Source organism: Devosia sp. UYZn731 (assembly GCF_040546795.1).
Classification (GTDB): domain Bacteria; phylum Pseudomonadota; class Alphaproteobacteria; order Rhizobiales; family Devosiaceae; genus Devosia.
This window is the reverse complement of the sequence record NZ_JBEPOL010000002.1, coordinates 136,122-156,716: the sequence shown is the minus strand read 5'-3', so window position 1 is coordinate 156,716 and position 20,595 is coordinate 136,122. Positions and strand designations below refer to the sequence as shown.

Genomic DNA, 20,595 nt, shown 5'->3' with positions numbered 1-20,595 from the left:
AGCTAACTCCATTGAACTGTTTTACTGTTTTTTTAACCACAGACAAGGAGCATGCCTCGTAGCGGTTAGTAAATGATTGGCGGCCTTGTATTCGTGCAACACCTTGCGAACTAAGGTTAACAGCGGCTTAATTCAGGGTCCTGAGGTATGCGAACAATGTGTCGTTGAACAGCGTAAACACCGTCAACGCCAGCACTAGCGCGAAGCCGAGGCGGAATCCCATTTCCTGAATCCTCATACTCAGCGGCTTACGCCGCGCAGCTTCGATCAGGTAGTACATCAAATGCCCGCCGTCGAGCATAGGTACGGGCAAAAGATTGAAAATTCCGATATTTAGCGAGAGCAGCGCGGTCAGATTGATCAGCGCCACCACGCCCAGGGTCGCCACCTCGCCGGAAACCTTGGCGACCTTGACGGGTCCGCCAAGCTGCTCGACATCGCCACGGCCGACAAAAAAGTCGCCCAGGAACGCGCCGGTGCGCTGCACGATGAAGCGGATTTCCTCGACGGTCATGCCCAGGGCCTCGACCGGGCCGGGCCGATACAGCGTGACGTCGTTATCGGCGACATCGCGGCTGACGCCGATGCGCCCTATGCGTTGATTATTGCCGAAACGGTCCTGCACTTCGACCGCTTCGGGCGTCAAAGTCAGGGTTTGAGGGGCGCCGTTGCGCTCGATGGCAAGGCTCACCTGGCGCGCCGGGCTGGTGGCGACAAAGCGTTGAAAATCCTCGAAACCGCGCACCACATAGCCGTCTACGGCGATGACGGTGTCCCCGGCCTGGAGGCCCGCCTGCTCGGCAACCGAGCCGGCAGTCACCCCCGTGATCACTGGCGGGATGGTATAGCGGCCATAACCGAGCAGCAGCGCGTAGAGGATCACGAAAGTCAGGATCACGTTGGCCAGCGGGCCGGCGACGACCACCGAAATGCGCTGCCAGACGTTCTTGTTGGCGAACAGATGCGGGGCCAGCTCCGGATCGAGGTTTTCCACAGCATCGGGATCCGGCACGCTGGCGGCATTCATGTCGCCGACGAAGCGCACATAGCCGCCAAGGGGAATCGCCGAAATTTTCCAGCGGGTGCCACGCTTGTCGTTCCAGCCGACCAGTTCGGGCCCAAAGCCGATCGAGAAGGTCTGGATGGCGATGCCATTCCAGCGCGCCACCAGGTAGTGCCCCATTTCGTGGACGAATACGATCACTGTCAGCACGACCAGGAACGGCAGCACATAGGACAAAAGCCAGGGAACGAAGGCGAGCACTGAAGCGAACATGGTCTTCCTTATCGGCGGCAATCACCGCGCAGGAGGCGGTATCACCAGAACAGCAATCCTTCGGCCACAGCGCCGAAGCCGGCATGCAGGGTGCCGAGGAGCAGCACGAACAACACGCCGAATGTGAGGCTGTCGAGCCGATCCATCAGGCCGCCATGTCCGGGAATGATATCGCCGCTGTCCTTGATGCGGAAGTGGCGCTTTGCCGCGCTCTCGCTGAGGTCGCCCAACTGGCCCAAAATGCTGATGATGGCCGATACGATCAGTCCGATCCACCACGGCGAATCGGTGGCGATGATCCAGACGATCAGGCCGGCCGTAGTGCCGAGCGATAGCCCCCCCAAAGCGCCAGACCAGGTCTTGGAGGGCGAGATATCGGGCGCCAGCTTTTCGCCGCCGATCTGGCGGCCGGTAAAGAACGCCGCCGAATCGGTCATCCACACCACGGTGGCAAGATAAACGCCGGCCCAAACGCCCGTCAGCGTCGTGCCGCGCAGGGCGAGCAGCGCGACGATGACTGCGCCGGTGAGCACGAGGCCACCTATGCGCCAAAGCACCCCCTCCCCGCGCGCGACGAGCGCAACAACGCAGGCAATGCCGATAACGCCTGCCGAGCCGGCCAGGCCAAGCCAGGGGAACAGTGGGCCGGACAGCGCTACGAGACCGATCAGCGCGATGCCAACCCGCGTCAATGGCGCCCGGGTGACCATGGTCTCCCACTCGCGATAGACGCCGGCGAACACGACGCCAACCACCAGCGCGAACAGGTAGCCACCAAAATAGAGCGTTATGGCCACGACCGGAATCAGCACCGCCGCAGAGCCGATGCGAGGCCCCAGGTCGGCCCAGTTCGGACGACGATTGGGGGTGGGGTCGGCAGCGGGATCGCCGGGACTGGTCAAGGCGTTTTCGCCTCGATGCCACCATAGCGCCGGTCGCGCAGGGAAAACGTTTCGAGCACCCGCAGGAAGCTGGCCTCGTCGAAATCGGGCCAGTATTCGTCCACAAAGACGAATTCAGAATAAGCCGCCTGCCACAGCAGGAAATTGGAAATCCGCTGTTCGCCGCTGGTGCGGATGATCAGGTCGGGGTCGGGAATGCCATGGGTGTAGAGCGCGCGCTCGACGGTGGCCTCGGTGATATCGTCGGGATTGAGCCGGCCGGCAGCCACTTCGCGGGCGATCAGACGCGTCGCATCGGTGATTTCGGCCTTGCCGCCATAGTTGAAGGCGACGATCAGGGTGAGCCCGGTATTGGTCGCCGTCTTGGCCTCGACATCGTCGATCAGCCGGGTCAGCGACGGCTCAAGACCGGTGCGCGAGCCAATGATGCGCACCTTCACATTGTTACGAATCAGCTTTTGCAAATCAGATGCAACGAACCGGCGCAGCAAATTGAAAATGAACGCGATTTCATCGCGCGGGCGGGTCCAGTTCTCGGAGGAGAAACTGAACACCGTCAGGTTAGCGACGCCGTAATTGATGCACAGTTCGACCAGATTGCGCAGCGCCTTGACGCCCTCAATATGGCCTTCGGTGCGCAGCTTGCCACGGGCTTTGGCCCAGCGGCCATTGCCATCCATGATCATGCCGATATGCGCGGGAATGCGCAGGCGCGGACGTTGCGCGGTTTCGGCAGTGATGGCGGAGTCGCTGGACATCTACGCCCTCCCGGCGCAGCAGGTCATGAGGTCCTAAACCTGCATGATTTCTGCTTCTTTGGCCGCTACCAGCGCATCGACCTCGGCCACATGCGCATCGGTGGTCTTCTGCACCACGTCGGTTTGTGCACGCGCATCGTCCTGGCTCATATCGCCATCTTTTTCCGCCTTCTTGAGCGCGTCCATGCCGTCGCGGCGGATGTGCCGGATGGCGACGCGAGCCGCTTCGGCATAGTTATGCGCGACCTTGGTCAAATCGCGGCGGCGCTCTTCGTTGAGTTCGGGCAGCGGCACACGGATCACCTGCCCCTCCCCCATGGGATTGAGGCCCAGGCCGCTATCGCGGATGGCCTTCTCAACCGCATTGGCGAGCTGGCGATCCCAGACCTGAACGCTGAGCATGCGCGGCTCCGGCACGGTGATGGTGGCCAGCTGGCTCAGCGGCGTGCGCGAACCATAGGCTTCCACCGATACCGGCTCCAGCAGGCTGGCGCTGGCGCGTCCGGTCCGCAAGCCGACCAATTCGTCGCGCAATGAGGCGATCGATTTCTGCATGCGGGTTTTGATGTCGGCGAGGTTGTAGGCCATGATATTCGTCCTTCTAGGCTAGAGCGGCTTGCCGATGCGCGTGCTGCGGACACGTCCGGCAAGAACGCCCGACAGGCCTTCCTTGTCGTCCAGCGAGTACACGATTATCGGCAGATTATTGTCGCGGGCAAGAGCGAAGGCTGCCGTGTCCATGACCCGCAAATTCTGTTTGATGACGTCGTCGTGACTGATCTGATCGTAGCGCGTAGCGGTCGGATCTTTCTTGGGATCGGCCGAATAGACGCCGTCGACATTGGTGCCCTTGAGCACGACGTCGCATTCGAGTTCGATGCCCCGCAGGGCGGCAGCCGTATCGGTGGTGAAAAACGGATTGCCGATGCCGCCGCCCAGGACGACGACATAGCCGTCTTCCAGTGCCGCTTTGGCAGCGCGCGCGGTGTAAGTATCGGCTACTGATGGCATGGTCGTCGCGCTGAAGACCTTGGCCTTCACGCCAGCATTGGTGAGGGCCCCAGCCAGCGCCAGAGCATTGATGACGGTGCCGAGAGTGCCCATCATGTCGGCGGTGACCCGGTCACCACCGTTGGCGGCCACGGCCATGCCGCGGAAAATGTTGCCACCGCCAGTGACAATGGCCATTTCGATCCCGGTTCGCGCCACGTCGGCGATCTGGCGGGCGACGCCATCGAGAAATTCAGGTTGGATGCCAAACTGCTGATCGCCTGACAGCGCTTCGCCCGACACTTTGAGCAAAATGCGTTTATAGGCAGGCGCCATTGGCAAATCCTTCTCGAATTGATAATGGGCGCGCCGAATCCGGGGCGCCCGGCAGACCCTAGTGCATATGCCCGTCCGGTGGGAAGCACCGGCGAGTACGAATTGCCATCAGGTTAAGACATTGTGCTCGATCGATACCGGTTTTGGGCACCGCCCCCGGCAGAGAGCAAAAGGCGGGCCCGCAGGCCCGCCTTCGATGATTAGTTCTGCTTGACGCCCGAAGTGGCGGCCACTTCGGCGGCGAAATCAGTGACGGCCTTCTCGATGCCCTCGCCGAGCGCAAAGCGCACGAACTTGGTCAGCTTGATGGGCGCGCCAACGTCCTTTTCGGCATTCTTGATCGCGACGCCGACCTTGGTCTCGCCGTCGATCACGAACGTCTGGGCCAGCAGCGTGACGTCTTCGAAGTACTTGCGCATGCGACCGTCGACCATCTTCTCGGCGATTTCGGCCGATTTGCCCGATTCCTTGACCTGTTCCAGGATGATGGCGCGCTCGCGGGCGACAACAGCCGGGTCGAGATCGGCAGGATCGATGGACAGCGGGTTGGTCGCTGCGATGTGCATGGCCAACTGCTTACCGAGAGCCGACAGAGCCGCCTTGTCGCCAGTCGATTCCAGACCGACGAGGATACCCATCTTGCCCAGGCCCGGCTTGACGGACGAATGGACATAGCTTTCCACCACGCCATCGGTGACCGAAACGGTCGCCGTGCGGCGCAGGTTCATGTTCTCGCCGATCTTGGCGATGGCTTCGGTGATTTCGGCCGAAACCGAATGGCCCGAAGACGGGAAGGGCATTTCGCCGAGCTTGACCACGTCGCCGTCGGCATCGAGCGCCAGCTTGGCGACATTGCCGACGATGGCCTGGAACTGCTCGTTCCGCGCCACGAAATCGGTCTCGGAGTTGACTTCGACCACAGCGGCCGTGGTGCCGTTGGTGGCAACGCCAACAAGGCCTTCAGCGGCGATACGGTCGGCCTTCTTGGCGGCCTTGGCGAGGCCTCGGGTGCGTAGCCAATCGACCGCAGCTTCCATGTCGCCAGCGGTTTCGGCCAGGGCCTTCTTGCAGTCCATCATCCCGACACCAGTGGCGTCGCGAAGCTGCTTGACCATTCCAGCAGTGATTTCCATAGGTTCACCTCTCGGCGGCCCCGCAACGGGGCCGCATGGTTCAATAAAACGGGGCTATTAGAACCGTCTTAGTTGACGGTTGGTGTGGGCTCGACAGCGGCAGGAGCGGCCTCGACAGCAGCTTCCGGCAACGCTTCTTCGACAGGAGCGCGTTCGGAGGCGCCCAGATCGGTGCCCATGGCGCTCGACGAGCGGCCAATGCCATCGATCGCAGCGCGCGAGACCAGCGACACGTAAAGCTCCAGCGCGCGGCTGGCGTCGTCATTACCGGGGATCGCGAAATCGACGGTGTCGGGATCGCAATTGGTGTCGACGATAGCGATTACCGGGATGCCCAGGCGACGAGCTTCCTTGATCGCATTGGCTTCCTTGTTGGTGTCGATGATGAACAGCAAGGACGGCAGGTTGCCCATGTCCTTGATGCCGCCGAGGTCGCGCTCAAGACGCTCCTGCTCGCGGCTCATCATCAGGCGCTCCTTCTTGGTGCGGCCTTCGAGCTCATCGGGACCCATCGCTTCGAGTTCGCGCAGGCGCGAGATCGACTTCGAAATGGTCTGCCAGTTGGTCAGCGTGCCGCCGAGCCAACGCGAATTGACGAAGTACTGAGCCGACGACTTGGCAGCCTCGGCAACCAGCGGGGCCGCCTGACGCTTCGTGCCGACGAACAGCACGCGGCCGCCATCGGCAACGGTGTCGGAGATCAGCTGCAGGGCGCGGCTCAGGGCCGGCACGGTCTGGCTCAGATCGAGAATGTGGATGTCGTTGCGAACGCCAAAAATGTAGCGTTCCATCTTGGGGTTCCAGCGGTGCTTCTGGTGACCAAAGTGAACGCCAGCTTCAAGCAATTGACGCATAGAAAATTCGGGCAGTGCCATGATGGCTGCTCCTGTTTACCGGTTGATGCCTCCACGGGGCCTTGCGACAGTTGCCTGCCACCGGAGGGCAATCTGGTTGAACAGATCGCCTGCCTCGTGTGTGAAATCGCGACGACACGCAGTCGAACGCAAACGCGCATATAGGGGAAGAGAGGGGGAAAGGCAAGGCCGTGCAGCGCCGCGGCCAATCGAGAGCTGGTCTACCTGACCACTGCCGCGTGCCAGACGCCCTCGGCGCCGTCGCCGGTTACGTCCCCGGCCTTGTGGTCCCCTGCATACCGATACAAGGGATGCCCGTTATAGGCCCAGATGGTGCCGCCCCGCGCCGCGACCGGGCTCAGTGCGCCTGACGCGACCGCGCCTGGGGCCGCTTTCATCCAGGGCCAGGCCGCAGCGCAGAGCCCGCTGCAGGTGGGCACACCGCCCTTGTCGTTATCATAGGTATAGAGCGTGCGGCCCTGCGTATCGGTCAAAACATGGTGCCCGTTATAAGGAACTGACTGGATCGCTCCCCCAGCGACGCTGGCAGCCAAGGCGCCGCCAGACGTTACGAGACAGGCCAGGGCAGCGCCAAACAGCAATGCGGGTATTTGCATTTCAATATCCTCCTGTAACAGCCGCTACAGCGGCGCACACAAGGACAACACGTGCGATCAAGAAATAATCCGGCTCTCACCACTTCGTTACACAGGGCGCGTCGGTGCGGGATTTATCGACCCGGACCTAGCGCCATGGCCGGCGTCGAAAGGTTGATGATCGCTATCGTTTCCTGGCCAAGCTGGCGGCCGAACCCCGAGGGCAAATGCCACGGTGGCAATTCCGCTCAAGGGCAGCATTACGCTGGTCGTCTCCAAGTCATAGAGCGTTTGCAGGAAGAGCGCGCAGGGATTTCATGGTTTGCGTGGACGACGAAATACTCCAGCGAGGGCACTACTGGTATACCGCCTCAAGCTTGTGGCCGTCCGGATCGCGGACGAACGCCGCATAGTAGCTGGCACCATAGTGTGGACGTGGTCCTGGAGGGCCAGCATCTGCACCGCCATGGCTCAGGGCCACGGCATGAAACATGTCCACCGCCGCAGGGTCCGGCGCCGTGAAGGCGAGATGAAAGCCTTCTCCCGCCGGCGACGCGTTGGGGCTGGCGAACAGATTGAGCTTTTCGCCGCCGCCCGGCTCGCCATAGCCCAACCCGTTGACGCCGGTCCACAGCCGGACATAACCCAGTGCCGCCAGACCGGCGTCATAGAAGGCCATCGCCCGCGCCAGATTCGTTACGCCCAGCGAGACATGGCCCAACATCAGTGGAACCGCACGTCCATTACGCCTTCCAGAGCCTTGATGCCGCCGGCGACTTCGGCGGTCAGCCGGTAGCTGCCTGGGAGTTCGATCTCATATTCGCGGGCGCCGCCGTCGCGGATGACGACGAAGTTCACGGACCCCTCCCCGCCCCGCTTGAGCTGGGCGCTGATCGAGCCGAGGGCCTTGGAGTCGGACGCGAAGACGGTCAGCCGCCGATCTATCTTTTCCGCCACGCCCTCGATCGGCTCGGCTGAGAGCAGCCGCAGGCTGATGCCTTCCGCCCGCTCATCGGCCCCGACCTGCAGGATCACCGACTTGCCGGGACTAAGGATGCCGCCGAACTCGTTGATCTGCTCAGAAAAGGCGATGACTTCGAAGCTGCCGCTCTGATCGCTCAGGGTCAGGATCATCATCGGCGTACCTTTTCGAGTACGCCGATCCTGGCGGCCGGAAATCGTTCCGGCCAACCGCCCGGCACCGGCTCCGTCCTTCACCGCCCGCTCGAAATCGCCCCATTTCTGCACACGCAGCCGCTCGAACACATCGGCATAAGCATCGAGTGGATGCGCCGAGAGGTGGAAGCCAATAGCGGAGAGTTCGCGGTCGGCGCGCTCCGTCGTGCTCCAGGCGGGAACGCCCGCGGGAAGCTTGATTGGCTCGGGCTCGCCCGAATCGAACATATTCCATTGTCCGGCCGTGCGCTCGGTGGTCAGCGACTGGGCCATGCCCATCACCGCCTCGATAGCGGCAAAGGCCACTTCGCGGCGCGGCACGATGTCATCGAAGGCACCGGCATTGGCCAGGGTTTCCAGCGTGCGCTTGGAGAGAATGCGCGGATCGACCCGGCGGGCGAAGTCACCCAGGTCCTTGAAAGGGGTATCGCCCCGCGCTTCCACGATATGCTCTGCCACCTGCCGGCCGACGCCCTTGACCGCACAGAGGCCATAATGAATGGCCTTGTTCTTGACCGAAAACACCGCCTCGGAGCGGTTGACGCATGGCGCCACCAGCTCAATCTTGTTGCGCTTGGCCTCGCTGCGAAACTCGGCCAGCTTGTCGGTATTGCCCATATCCAGCGTCATCGACGCAGCGAGAAATTCGTTGGGATAATGCGCCTTGAGATAGGCGGTCTGGTAGGAGACCAGGGCATAGGTCGCGGCGTGGCTCTTGTTGAAGCCGTAATTGGCGAACTTGGCCAGCAGGTCGAAAATGGTGTCGGCTTCGCCCTTTTTGAGGCCGTGCTTGATGGCGCCGTCGCGGAAGCGCTCGCGCTGGGCGTCCATCTCCGCCTTGATCTTCTTGCCCATGGCGCGGCGCAGCATATCGGCTTCGCCGAGCGAATAGCCCGACAGAAGCTGGGCGATCTGCATCACCTGTTCCTGGTAGACGATAACGCCATAGGTCTCGTCGAGCACCTTGGAGAGGTCGGGATGGGGATATTCCACCTCTTCGCGCCCGTGTTTGCGGTCGCAGAACAGGGGGATATTGTCCATCGGGCCGGGGCGATAGAGCGCCACGATAGCGATGATGTCCTCAAAGCGGTCCGGCTTCATGTCCACCAAAGCGCGCCGCATGCCAGCGCCCTCGACCTGGAAGACGCCAAAGCTGTCGCCCTTGGCGTAGAGGTCGTAGGTGGGCTTGTCGTCGATCGGGATATCTTCGATGCGGAAGTCGCCGCCGTCCTGATTGATCATCTTGACGGCATAATCGATGGTCGTCAGCGTCTTAAGGCCGAGGAAGTCGAACTTCACGAGGCCCGCCGCCTCGCTCCACTTCATGTTGTATTGGCACACCGGCATATCCGAGCGCGGATCGCGATAGAGCGGCGCCAGATCCTGCAGCGGCCGGTCGCCGATGATGATGCCGGCGGCGTGGGTCGAAGCGTGGCGGAACAGGCCCTCGAGATTCCTGGCGATGGCGACCAGTTCGCGAACCGTCTCGTCCTCGTCGGCCATCTGCTTGAACTGGGGCACCTCTGCCATGGTGCGCTCGATCGAATAGGGATCGGCCGGATTTGCCGGCACCAGCTTGCACAACCGGTCGACCTGCCCGTAGGGCATTTGCAGCACGCGCCCGACGTCACGCAGCACGGCGCGCGCCTGTAGCGTTCCGAAGGTGATGATCTGCGCCACCTGCTCGGTGCCGTATTTGGTCTGGACATACTGGATCACCTCTTCGCGGCGATCTTGGCAGAAGTCGATGTCGAAATCCGGCATCGAGACGCGTTCCGGATTGAGGAAGCGCTCAAACAGCAGGTTATACGCCAGCGGGTCCAGGTCGGTGATGGTGGTGGCATAGGCCACCAGTGAGCCAGCACCCGAACCACGGCCCGGACCGACCGGAATACCATGCGCTTTGGCCCACCGGATGAAATCGGCCACGATGAGGAAGTAGCCGGGGAATTTCATCGACGCGATGATGCCCAGCTCGAATTCCAGCCGGTCGCGGTATTCCTGCTCGGTCTTGCCCGGCGCGGTGCCGACGGTGGCGAGGCGCATGTCGAGCCCCTCCTCCGCCATCTTGCGCAAAGCGGCGGCTTCCACAGCGACGGCCTCGTCGTCGGTCAGGTCCGGCGCCGCAGCGAATTTGGGCAGGATCGGCGCGCGAGTTTTTGGCCGATAGGCAATGCGCTGGGCGATCTCGATGGTCGAATCGAGTGCCTCTGGCAGGTCGGTGAACAGTTCCACCATTTCGGCGCGAGTCTTGAAATAATATTGGTCGTTCAGCTTGCGCCGCGCGGTCTGCGCCAGCACGGTGCCGCCCGCAATCGCCAGCAGCGCATCGTGGGCCTCAAATTCCTTGGCGGATTTGAAGAACGGCTCATTGGTGGCCACCAGCGGGATGCCCCGGCGATAGGCATAATCTACCAGCCGCGGTTCGACCGAAGCCTCCTGCACCCGCCCATGGCGCTGCAATTCGATATAGAGTCTGTCGCCGAACAGGCGTTCCAGCCGCTCCAGCCGTTGATAGGCATGAACATCCTGCCCTGCCGCAAGGCACGCATCGATCGCGCCCTCCGGCCCGCCGGTCAGGCAGATGATGCCGTCGAGCCCCTCGCGATCCAGCCAGTCGACCTGCGCGCGCGGCGCACCGCCGTCGCCGAGCAGATAGGCTTTGGACACCAGGCGGGAGAGATTGCCGAAGCCGGTTTCGCTGCTGGCCAGCAGCACGACGCTGGATTTGGCGGAATGGGTATGGTTGCCGCGCTCATTGGTGCGCTCTTCGGTGGCGGCGAAATCGACAGCCAGTTCCACCCCGATCAGCGGCTGGATGCCCTTTTTGGCGGCCTTCTCGGAGAATTCCAGCGCCCCGAACAGATTGCCAGTATCGGCAATGCCCAATGCCGGCTGGTGATCGTCCTTGGCCAGCTTCAAAATGGTTTCGAGCTGCAGCGCTCCCTCGAGCAGGGAATACGCCGAATGCACATGCAGATGGATGAAGCCGGGACCGCTCATGATCGTCCTTTACCGAAGCTCCCCTTGTGACAGCCTCAGCGCCGATGCGAAATCAAATCGACGCGCAATCCACAGGGTCACACGAGTCTGGTCAGCACATCCATCCAGGTCAGCGAGCCGACGGTGAAGGCACCGAGAGTTACGAACGCAGCGAAATCCTTGAAGAAAGTCAGCATTTCCGTCTCCTGTGTTTCCGATACGTTCTTATAAGTTCGCTATTTGTTCCTGTCCACGGAGAACTGCGTGCACAGCGGGGATTGCCCTCGCTTGGTTAGGAATTCGTTAGGAGATGGCGGTGCCGCCCTTTCTCAGATGGCCGCGCACACGGAAATGTGGCCATTCGCTCTGCTTTTCGGCTCGGTCCAAAACCATGTATCCTCGCTTGCACATGAGGAGGACGCGGTGAAGCCGACAACATTGACCAAGCTCACCCGTATCCTTGGTATGCTGGGATCGGACCATGCCGGCGAGCGCGCGTCGGCTGCATTGGCTGCGCACAAGCTTGTCGGCACGCTCGATCTTACCTGGCGGGAATTGTTGGAGCATCCGCAGGTGGTTCCGAGCAAGGTCGTGGTCAAGCGCATCCACGAATATGGCATCGAGCATCACGAGGCGGCCGAAGCCCGAATGCGCCAGCTCAAGGCGGAGAACCAGAAACTGACGGCGGAACTCAAGACCGCGCGGCGGCGATTGGCGGTCATTGCCGAACAGGCTCGCAAAGCCAGCATGCAGGACGAGTAGCGTTCGGCGGTGCCGCTACAGGCTGTGCGACACCACAAGCCCACCGCGAAGCGTCACGATTCGGTCGGCGCGCCGCGCCAGATCATGATTGTGGGTAGCAATCAGCGCCGCCGCGCCCTCGTTCTTGATCAGGTTACGGAGGGCCCCGAACACCAGGTCGCTGGTTTCGGGATCCAGATTGCCGGTCGGCTCGTCGGCCAGAATCACCTTGGGATGATTGGCGGCGGCGCGGGCAATGGCGATGCGCTGCTGTTCGCCACCTGAAAGTTCGGCGGGGCGATGGCTGGCGCGCGGTGCAACACCGAGCAGGTCGAGCAATTCCATCGAGCGCTTGTCGGCCGCGGCCTGCGACTGGCCGGCGATCAATTGCGGAATGGAGACGTTCTCCAACGCGGTGAATTCGGGCAGCAAGTGGTGGAACTGGTAGACATAGCCCACGGTCGAGCGGCGCAATTGCGTCCGTCCGCGATCGCCCAGCTTGCTGGTCTTGATGCCGATGATCTCGATCTCGCCGCCCTGCGGGCTTTCCAGCAGCCCGCTCAAATGCAGTAGCGTCGATTTGCCAGCGCCCGAGGGCGCCACCAGCGCGACCATCTCGCCGCTTTCCACCGTCAGGTTGGCGGCCTCAAGCACGCGGACCATCTTGTCCCCTTGCCCGTAGTGGCGATGCACGTCGGTCAGCACCAGATGCGGTTTACTCATAACGCAGGGCCTCGACGGGGTCGTATTGGGCGGCGCGCCAGGCCGGATACAGCGTCGCGAGGAAGCTCAGGCCCAGCGAAAGGCAGACCACGACTGTGACCTCCACCGGATCAGTCTTGGACGGCAGGGCCGCGAGGAAGAACACTTCGGGCGGGAAGATCGCCACGCCCAGCGTGTTGGACAGGAAGGCCCGCAGCGGCTCGGCATAGGACGCTACGAGCAGGCCAAGCCCGAGGCCGATCAGCGTTCCCACAAATCCGATCGTGGTGCCGGTGATGGAGAAGATGCGCATGATCGAGCCGCGCGTGGCGCCCATGGTGCGCAGCACGGCGATATCCGAGCTTTTGTCCTTCACCAGCATGATCAGGCTGGAGATGATGTTGAACGCCGCCACGAGGATAATCATCGAGAGGATAGTGAACATCACTACGCGCTCGACCTGCAACGCCGAGAAAAAGGTCTCGTTGCGCTGCTGCCAATCGGTCAGCACCAGCGGCCGCGTAGACGGGTCGGCCTGGAGCTTGGCGCGCATATTGGTGATGTCGTCGGCATCGTGGATGAAGATTTCAGCGGCCGAGGCCTGGCCAACGCGGGTATAGGCGGCATCGATTTCCGCATCGGTCGCCATCGGATCGAGCGGCTTCAGGCCGGGCTTGAGCTCGTCCTTATAGAGCTTGAAATAGCTCTGGGCCGGCTCCAGCGGCATGTACATGAAGAAGCTGTCGAACTCGACCATGCCCAGATCGAAGATCACATTGACTGGGTAGGACCGGATCTGTGGCGTGGTGCCGAACGGCGTCATTGCCCCATCGGGATTGATGATGGTGACGCTATCGCCGAGCGATACACCCAGCGTCTGGGCCAGCCGGTAGCCGATGGCGATTCCCTTGCTGGTGTCCCAATTGTCCCAGCCGCCCTGGTCGGCGGCATTGTAGAGCAGCTTGAGCTTCTTGATATTTTCTTCGTCCATGCCGCGCACGGTGACGCCGGTGGAGCTGCCCTTGCCCGAAGCCAGAACCTGGCCTTCGACATAGTAGACGGCGAAATCCACGCCCGGAATCTTTTGCAGATTGGCGATGGTTTCCTTGTAGTCGGTGAACTCGCGCTCGATCGGGAAGGCGGTGAAGTGGCCGTTCAGCCCAAGGATTTTGGTCAGTAGCTCGGCGCGAAAACCGTTCATTACCGACATGACGACAATCAGTGTGGCCACGCCGATGGCGAGGCCGACCATTGTCAGGCTGGCGATCACCGAAATGAACGCCTCCTTGCGACGGGCGCGCAAATAGCGGCCCGCTATCATCCATTCGAAACGCGCAAACGCCCGCGTTCCCTTGTTGAGTACAGGCGCTGTCGCGTCGCTCAAATGTCATTCCGCCTTTGCGGTTCGATCAGGCTGACGATACGGGCAACCGCATCGGCGATCGGCAGGGTTTCGCGCTCGCCGCTCTTGCGATGCTTGATTTCGGCTTCACCTGATTTGAGGCCACGCGGCCCCAGGATCAGCTGATAGGGAATGCCGATCAGGTCCGCGGTGGTGAACTTGGCCCCTGCCCCCTGGTCGCGGTCGTCATAAAGCATGTCGATGCCGGCCGCATTCAGCTCTTCATAGAGCTTGGTGCAAGCCGCGTCGCATTCGGCGTCGCCTGCCTTGAGGTTGATCAGCACGGCCTCGAACGGAGCAACGCTGACTGGCCAGACAATGCCCGCCTCGTCATGGAACGCTTCGATGATCGCAGGAACGAGCCGCGTCGGACCGACGCCGTAAGAGCCCATGTGCACGACTATTTCCTTGCCGTCGGGACCGGTCACGGTCGCCTTCATCGGCTCGGAATACTTGGTCCCGAAGTAGAAAATATGGCCGACTTCGATACCGCGTGCAGAAACCCGATGTTCCTCGGGAACTGCCGCTTCAAACTCAGCCATATCGACCATGTCTTCGGTCGCGGCATAGAGCGAAGTCCAGTCGTTGAACACCGGCTTGAGATCGCCGCGGAAGTCGATGTCCTGGGGCGGAATGGGCTTGTCGAGCAGGCGGCGATCGCAGAACACGGCGCTTTCGCCTGTCTCGGCCAGCACGATCCATTCATGGCTGAGATCGCCACCGATGGGGCCGGTATCGGCGCGCATCGGGATCGCCGTCAGGCCCATGCGCGAATAGGTGCGCAGATAGGCCACGAACATGCGTTCATAAGCCTTGACCGCGTCTTCCTTGGTCAGGTCGAACGAATAGGCGTCCTTCATCAAAAATTCGCGGCTGCGCATGGTGCCGAAACGGGGACGCACTTCGTCACGGAACTTCCACTGCACGTGGTACAGGTTCAGCGGCAAGTCCTTGTAGGACTTCACATAAGTGCGGAAGATGTCGGTGATCATCTCCTCATTGGTCGGGCCATAGAGAAATTCGCGCTCGTGCCGGTCCTCGATGCGCAGCATTTCCTTACCATAGGCATCGTAGCGCCCGCTTTCGCGCCACAGATCGGCCGACTGGATGGTGGGCATGAGCAGTTCGATTGCGCCGGAGCGGTTCTGCTCCTCCTCGATGATCTTCTGCACCTTCATCAGCACTTTGTAGCCAAGCGGCAGCCAGGAATACAGGCCGGAGGCCTGCTGGCGGATCATGCCGGCGCGCAACATCAGGCGGTGCGAGACGATTTCGGCCTCTTTGGGAACGTCGCGCAGCACGGGGAGGAAGTAGCGGGACAGACGCATGACGACTCCAAAACTGACGGCGACTCAAGGCTTTTGTTAGTGCCCACTGAAATCCTACAAGTCCATCCGTGGCAAGCATGCAAGCCATGCAGAATCTGCGTGACAGGGCCGATTCTTGTTGTTAGGGTCTGCCTCAATAAAACAAAGGTGGTTCCAAACCGCCGGACGTCGACAACGTCAAGGGAGGAGCGTTGGCTGCCGCTTTCGTAGCGTGCCTAAGACCAGCGTATTGTCGAACAAACTCAATTCAGCAGGGCCTTTGGGCCCTGCTTTTTTGTTTGTGTAATCGATTGCACGTTCTGGCTTGGGCATTGTCTTCCGTCCGTGCGAAACTGTCGATTGCGCGGCCTTGATGCTGCGCGCCGCACGCATGGCTACAGCCTCGGCAGACTTGCCAATTTGACCATTATCCCTGGAGGCCAAATGGCCAATGCCGCCGACCTGCGACGACTAGCCCTGGCCCTGCCCGGCACGACCGAAGCGCCGCATTTCGACCGCGCGGCATTCAAGGTTGCGCGGATTTACGTGACGCTGGCCGGCGATGGCATGACCGCCAATCTCAAGCTGACGCCGGATGAGCAGGAGCTCAAATGCACTGTGGCGGAAGACATTTTCAAGCCGCTCGACAATGCCTGGGGTCGACAGGGCTGGACCACAATCTACCTGCCCGCCGCGACGGAAGCCGATCTCAGCGATGTACTGGACATGGCCTGGCGCCACGCCGAGCCGAAAGTGGTCGCGCGCAAGCGGGCGCGGTAATTTTCAGGCGGGTGCAAAGACCATCCACACCCATAGCCCTTCCAGCGGGCCACTCTCAACCGGCGCAAGCGGCGAGAGGCCCGCGGATCAAGTCCGCGGGAAGAAGAGTGTTCCGAAGCCACGGGACAGAATGCCCGTGCTAGTTCCAATATTCCTTGAGCGTCGGATTGCTGAGGCCCCAGAACAGCAGAGCCGTAACAACGATCGCCAATACACTCGTCGCCAGCACCTTGGGCCACATGCGCAGCACGGCGGGCGCACCGGGGTCGGAGCCACGGACGATCTCCCCGGCCTCCGCCTGGCTGCGCGATCCAATCGGCAGCACCAGGATAAAGCACAGCCACCAGATGACGAAATAGACGGCGAGGAGCGAACCGATCTGCATGGCGGGGATTCCGACGGGTCGTTAAAGTTGCGGCACACTAGACCTCGCGACGCGGTTGTCGAACCACGACATCGTGCACCAATTGTCGCAGCTATATCTCTTCACCTCTCCCTTTGGGGGAGAGGTCGACCCACTTGGGTCTGGTGAGGGGGCCTTTACTGGGTGAGGTGTGCCGGGGAAGGCCCCCTCACCCTTCGCTGCGCGCCGACCTCTCCCCGAAAGGGAGAGGTGAAGGCTAGACCCGGTGTACGAACACCGACACGTTCGGCTTGCGGCCCCAATAGGCATTGACCTCGTTGCGCACGGCCTTGAACAGGGCCGAGTTGAGCACTTCGGTATCGCTGCGGCGCTTGGGCGGCACGCTCTTGAGCACGCCCGCAATGGTGTTTTCCACCAGCTCGGTTAGCGACTCGTCCTCGGTTTCCGGCAGGCCCTCGATCACCAGATCGGGGCCAGAGACCACCTGGCCGCTGCCATTGACACAGAGGCTGACCACGATATGGCCGCCGAATGACAGGCGACGCCGGCCTTTGACGCCGCTTTCGTCGGGCGTGCAGAGCACGAGGCCATCGAGATAGAGTTCGCCGGTGCGCACTTCGGCCGGGAAGGCCAGCGGCTCGGGGAACAGGCGGACCATGTCGCCATTGCGAGCGTCGATGACGTTGGGGATGCCCTCTTCGCGACCCAGCTTGGCATGGGCCATCAAGTGCATCGCTTCGCCATGCACCGGCACCAGCACTTCGGGCTTCAGCCAGCCATAGAGGCGCTTGAGTTCCTCGCGGCGCGGATGGCCGGTGACGTGGACCAGGCCATCCTTCTGCGTGATGACCTCGACGCCCTTGTCGATCAGCATGTTCTGGATGTCGTTGACTTCTCGCTCATTGCCCGGAATGGCCCAGGACGAAAAGATCATGCGATCGCCGGCGGTCAGGTCGATCACCGGATGCTCGCCACGCGCGATGCGGGCGATGGCGGCGCGGGCTTCACCCTGGCTGCCGGTGCAGAGCAGCACGATCTTGTTGCGCGGAATGGTGCGGTAGGCATCCTGGTCCAGCAGCGGCGGGCAGCCTTCCAGCATGCCCAGTTCGCGGGCAATACCCGTGATGCGGTGCAGCGAGCGGCCCGACATCACCACATGGCGGCCAGCTTTTTCGGCGGCCTTGGCTATCGAGATCACGCGGCCGACGTTCGACGCGAAGGTGGTCACCGCAACGCGGTTGGGCGATTCGGCGATCATGGCGGCCAGGTTCGCGGCGACTTCGGCTTCGCTCGGGCTCTCGCCGTCCTTCATCGCATTGGTGCTGTCGCAGATCAGCGCCAGTGGCAGGCTGGTATCGGCGCCGATCGCCTGTAGGCGCGCCACGTCGGTCGGCTTGTTGCCGACCGGTGTCGGATCGAGCTTCCAGTCGCCGGTATGCAGCACGCGGCCGATCGGGGTGGTGATCAGCAGGGCGTTGCTCTCGGGGATCGAGTGAGCGACGTTGATCGCCTCCACGGTGAACGGGCCAACCGTGAACGGCTTGCCGGGCGTCATGATCGTGACGGCCACGTTTTCGACAATGCCGTCCCCTGCCCGCTTCGCCGCCAGCATGGCGGCGGTGAACGGGGTGGCATAGACCGGCTTTTCAAAACCGGGCCACAGGTCGAGCACGGCGCCGTAATGGTCTTCGTGGCTGTGGGTGAGGATCAGCGCCAGCACATCGTCGGCGCGTTCTTCCAGGAATTCGGGATTGGCCATGATCAGCTCGATCCCGGGCAGGTCAGGCCCGCCGAACGAAACGCCGCAATCGACGACGATCCACTTGCGCGAGCGCTCGGGGCCAAACCCGTAAGCGCCCATATTCATGCCGATTTCGCCAACGCCGCCGAGCGGCACGAAGACGAGTTCGTCCCTTTGGTTTTTAGCCATGGGTTCTTTAGTCCTTTTGTCAGGCGCGCCCCCGGTGGACCCCTTGTTCCGCCGGTCGTCACGCCATCATCTATGGTCAGCTTCGGGCGCTGGCCGTTGCCCCAAAATGTACATCGCCCGCCGTGATAGCGATGCGACTATCGTCATCGGCGCGCACGATCAGTCGTCCGGCGTCGTCGATGGTTTCAAAAATCCCGCGCACGGTCGCGCCGTTCTGGTTGACCGCGACCGGTGCGCCAATGCCCGCCGCTGCGCCGCGCCATTGCGTCAGCACATCGGCAATGCCACTGCCGTCCCGCCACAGCGAGAAGGTGTCGACCCAGGCATCGCTCAGTGCTTCGAAAATATCTTCGGCGCTGCGCGTGGTGCCCAGTTCGACAAGGCTGGTTGCGGGATACGGCAAACCCTGCGGCGCCGCAACCGCGTTGACGCCAAAACCGATGGCAATCGCGTGACGACCGTCGGGAAGCTTCTGAGCTTCAAGCAGAATTCCCGCAAGCTTGGCGCCATCGGCCAAAACGTCATTGGGCCATTTGAGCGCGATTCTTGCACGTTTGCCGTCCGAGACACCATCGGCGCCATCGATCCCCAGCTTGACCACGCCATTGGGCAGGATGGCTGAGAGTGCGCGATTGAGGGAGACGCCGGCCACAAAACCCAGCGTTGCCGCCAATGTGGGATCGCTATCGGGCACGATCAAGAGCGTGGCGGCGAGATTGCCGATCGGGGAATCCCATTGCCGGCCGCGGCGGCCCCGGCCCGAGGTTTGGTGTTTGGACACAAACCAGATGCCGCCGGCATCGCCAGCGGCTGCGGCTTCCAATGCTTGCGTATTGGTCGAGCCGACAGTGTCAAAGCCGCGCAGCCGATATCCGGCCGCGCGCGCCTTGGAACCGAGCGAAAAGCTGCTCACCTAGAGCAGGCTTCCGGCGGCGATATGGGCGAGGCCCGCAAGGGGACTGCCGACGGTGAAGTAATAGGTGATCACGAGGAACCCGCTGATCGCCATGATGATGTTGAGTTCATTGGGCACGGCGACGAAATCGCGGACCGGCTCGTCGAAATACATCGTCTTGACCACGCGCAGATAATAGAACGCGCTGACTGCCGAGGCGAGCACGCCGATCACCGCCAGCAAATAGAGCTGGGCGTCGATAGCAGCCAGGAACACGTGCCACTTGGCAAAGAACCCGGCCAGCGGCGGCATACCGATCAGCGAGAACATCATCACCGCCATGATCGCGGCGACGAATGGACGCTTCTGGGCGGCACCAGCCATGTCGGAGATATTCTCCACATAGCCATCGGCCGTGCGTAGCGACAAGAGGCAAGCGAACAGGCCAACCGTCATGGCAACGTAGATCGCCATATAGATCGCCACGCCTTCGATGCCGCCCTCGGTGCCCGAGGACAGGCCGACCAGCGCGAAGCCGACATGGCCGATCGACGAATAGGCGATCAGGCGCTTGATCGACTTCTGGCCGATAGCGGCGAAAGCCGCCAGCACCATCGAGGCGATCGACAGGAAGATGACGATCTGCTGCCAGTCATGGGCGATCGGCTGGAACGTATCCATCACCAGCCGCACCATCAGCGCCATGGCGGCGACCTTGGGTGCGGTGGCGAACAGAGCCGTCACCGGGGTCGGCGCGCCTTCGTAAACGTCGGGCGTCCACATGTGGAACGGCACGGCCGAGATCTTGAAGGCGACACCGGCGAGCAGGAACACCACGCCGAAAATCAGCCCGATCGAGCGGCCCTGATTGGCGATGGCAATGACGATTTCCTGCAGGTTGGTATGGCCGGTAAAGCCATAGATCAAGGATGCGCCATAGAGCAGCATGCCGGACGACAGCGCGCCGAGCACGAAATACTTGAGGCCGGCTTCGGTCGCCTTCGGGTCGTCGCGCTTGATGGCGGCGAGCACGTAGAGCGCCAGCGACTGCAGTTCGAGCCCGATATAGAGGCTCATCAGGTCGTTGGCCGAAACCATCATCATCATGCCCAGCGTCGCCAGCAGCACGAGGATGGAATATTCCCATTTATGGGTGCCGTTTTCGACAGCATGGGGCAGTGCCAGCATCAGCGAGAAGGCCGAGCCGCCCAGCACCAGAACCTTCATGTAACGGGCAAAGCCGTCGGCAATGAAGGTGCCATTGAAGATGACGCCGTCGACAGGCCGCGCCATGACCAGCACGGCCGTGCCGAGCAGCAGCACGATGGCCAGCATGGCGACGAGGCTCGAGCGCTCCTTGTTCAGCACGACGCCGAGCAGCAGCAGGATGACGGCGCCGATGGCGACGACCATCTCGGGATAGGCGGGGGCCAGGCTGGCGAAATCGGTAATGTCGGAAACCACTTGTCCC

19 protein-coding genes are annotated in these 20,595 nt (G+C 62.0%); 2 read left to right on the top strand and 17 right to left on the bottom strand.

Annotation, left to right across the window (positions count from 1 at the left end; all coding sequences use genetic code 11):
• Positions 1 to 127: 127 nt before the first annotated feature.
• From rseP to dnaE, 10 genes are all read right to left on the bottom strand, one after another.
• Positions 128 to 1,276 (bottom strand): RIP metalloprotease RseP, encoded by a 1,149-nt coding sequence (gene rseP / locus ABIB57_RS05195; protein WP_354038976.1) that lies wholly within the window; start codon positions 1,274 to 1,276, stop codon positions 128 to 130.
• 41 nt (positions 1,277 to 1,317) lie between these two features.
• On the bottom strand, positions 1,318 to 2,178 hold the full coding sequence (locus ABIB57_RS05190; protein ID WP_354038974.1) for a phosphatidate cytidylyltransferase: 861 nt from the start codon (positions 2,176 to 2,178) through the stop codon (positions 1,318 to 1,320).
• Positions 2,175 to 2,936 carry an undecaprenyl pyrophosphate synthase gene (uppS, locus tag ABIB57_RS05185; protein ID WP_354038972.1) on the bottom strand — a complete coding sequence of 254 codons (762 nt, stop codon included), beginning with the start codon at positions 2,934 to 2,936 and terminating at the stop codon, positions 2,175 to 2,177. Before uppS ends, ABIB57_RS05190 begins: the two co-directional genes overlap by 4 nt.
• A gap of 33 nt (positions 2,937 to 2,969) precedes the next feature.
• Positions 2,970 to 3,527, bottom strand: coding sequence for a ribosome recycling factor (frr, locus tag ABIB57_RS05180; protein ID WP_502914358.1), 558 nt, complete (start codon positions 3,525 to 3,527; stop codon positions 2,970 to 2,972).
• A gap of 15 nt (positions 3,528 to 3,542) precedes the next feature.
• A complete protein-coding gene (gene pyrH, locus ABIB57_RS05175; protein WP_502914345.1) occupies positions 3,543 to 4,262 on the bottom strand; it encodes a UMP kinase in 720 nt (239 codons plus the stop codon).
• A 200-nt stretch (positions 4,263 to 4,462) separates the two neighbouring features.
• A complete protein-coding gene (tsf, locus tag ABIB57_RS05170; protein WP_354038966.1) occupies positions 4,463 to 5,395 on the bottom strand; it encodes a translation elongation factor Ts in 933 nt (310 codons plus the stop codon).
• A 68-nt stretch (positions 5,396 to 5,463) separates the two neighbouring features.
• Entirely contained in the window at positions 5,464 to 6,270 is an 807-nt protein-coding gene (rpsB, locus tag ABIB57_RS05165) for a 30S ribosomal protein S2 (RefSeq protein ID WP_354038965.1), read from the bottom strand.
• Between the two features lie 200 nt (positions 6,271 to 6,470).
• On the bottom strand, positions 6,471 to 6,866 hold the full coding sequence (locus ABIB57_RS05160; protein WP_354038963.1) for a COG4315 family predicted lipoprotein: 396 nt from the start codon (positions 6,864 to 6,866) through the stop codon (positions 6,471 to 6,473).
• Between the two features lie 334 nt (positions 6,867 to 7,200).
• Positions 7,201 to 7,569 (bottom strand): VOC family protein, encoded by a 369-nt coding sequence (locus ABIB57_RS05155; protein ID WP_354038961.1) that lies wholly within the window; start codon positions 7,567 to 7,569, stop codon positions 7,201 to 7,203.
• Entirely contained in the window at positions 7,569 to 11,024 is a 3,456-nt protein-coding gene (gene dnaE / locus ABIB57_RS05150) for a DNA polymerase III subunit alpha (RefSeq protein WP_354038959.1), read from the bottom strand. Before dnaE ends, ABIB57_RS05155 begins: the two co-directional genes overlap by 1 nt.
• A gap of 402 nt (positions 11,025 to 11,426) precedes the next feature.
• On the opposite strand from dnaE, the gene ABIB57_RS05145 reads away from it, so the two are divergent.
• The gene (locus tag ABIB57_RS05145) at positions 11,427 to 11,765 is read left to right on the top strand and encodes a hypothetical protein (RefSeq protein WP_354038957.1); all 339 of its coding nucleotides are present in this window, start codon (positions 11,427 to 11,429) and stop codon (positions 11,763 to 11,765) included.
• A gap of 15 nt (positions 11,766 to 11,780) precedes the next feature.
• On the opposite strand, the gene ABIB57_RS05140 is transcribed toward ABIB57_RS05145, so the two are convergent.
• From ABIB57_RS05140 to proS, 3 genes are read right to left on the bottom strand one after another with little or no spacing between them, the layout of a single operon-like run.
• Positions 11,781 to 12,467 (bottom strand): ABC transporter ATP-binding protein, encoded by a 687-nt coding sequence (locus tag ABIB57_RS05140; RefSeq protein ID WP_354038955.1) that lies wholly within the window; start codon positions 12,465 to 12,467, stop codon positions 11,781 to 11,783.
• Entirely contained in the window at positions 12,460 to 13,767 is a 1,308-nt protein-coding gene (locus tag ABIB57_RS05135) for an FtsX-like permease family protein (RefSeq protein WP_354039687.1), read from the bottom strand. Before ABIB57_RS05135 ends, ABIB57_RS05140 begins: the two co-directional genes overlap by 8 nt.
• Positions 13,768 to 13,826: 59 nt before the next feature.
• Positions 13,827 to 15,176, bottom strand: a complete 1,350-nt coding sequence (proS, locus tag ABIB57_RS05130; protein ID WP_354038954.1) for a proline--tRNA ligase — start codon at positions 15,174 to 15,176, stop codon at positions 13,827 to 13,829.
• 423 nt (positions 15,177 to 15,599) lie between these two features.
• On the opposite strand from proS, the gene ABIB57_RS05125 reads away from it, so the two are divergent.
• Positions 15,600 to 15,935: an MmcQ/YjbR family DNA-binding protein gene (locus tag ABIB57_RS05125; RefSeq protein ID WP_354038952.1), complete on the top strand. Its 336-nt coding sequence runs from the start codon at positions 15,600 to 15,602 to the stop codon at positions 15,933 to 15,935.
• 139 nt (positions 15,936 to 16,074) lie between these two features.
• Here ABIB57_RS05125 and ABIB57_RS05120 read toward each other — a convergent pair whose 3' ends face one another.
• From ABIB57_RS05120 to nuoN, 4 genes are all read right to left on the bottom strand, one after another.
• Positions 16,075 to 16,320 carry a DUF1467 family protein gene (locus tag ABIB57_RS05120; RefSeq protein WP_354038950.1) on the bottom strand — a complete coding sequence of 82 codons (246 nt, stop codon included), beginning with the start codon at positions 16,318 to 16,320 and terminating at the stop codon, positions 16,075 to 16,077.
• 235 nt (positions 16,321 to 16,555) lie between these two features.
• A complete protein-coding gene (locus tag ABIB57_RS05115; protein WP_354038949.1) occupies positions 16,556 to 18,229 on the bottom strand; it encodes a ribonuclease J in 1,674 nt (557 codons plus the stop codon).
• 76 nt (positions 18,230 to 18,305) lie between these two features.
• Positions 18,306 to 19,142 (bottom strand): biotin--[acetyl-CoA-carboxylase] ligase, encoded by an 837-nt coding sequence (locus tag ABIB57_RS05110; RefSeq protein WP_354038947.1) that lies wholly within the window; start codon positions 19,140 to 19,142, stop codon positions 18,306 to 18,308.
• Positions 19,143 to 20,588 (bottom strand): NADH-quinone oxidoreductase subunit NuoN, encoded by a 1,446-nt coding sequence (gene nuoN / locus ABIB57_RS05105; protein ID WP_354038946.1) that lies wholly within the window; start codon positions 20,586 to 20,588, stop codon positions 19,143 to 19,145.
• Positions 20,589 to 20,595: the final 7 nt, after the last annotated feature.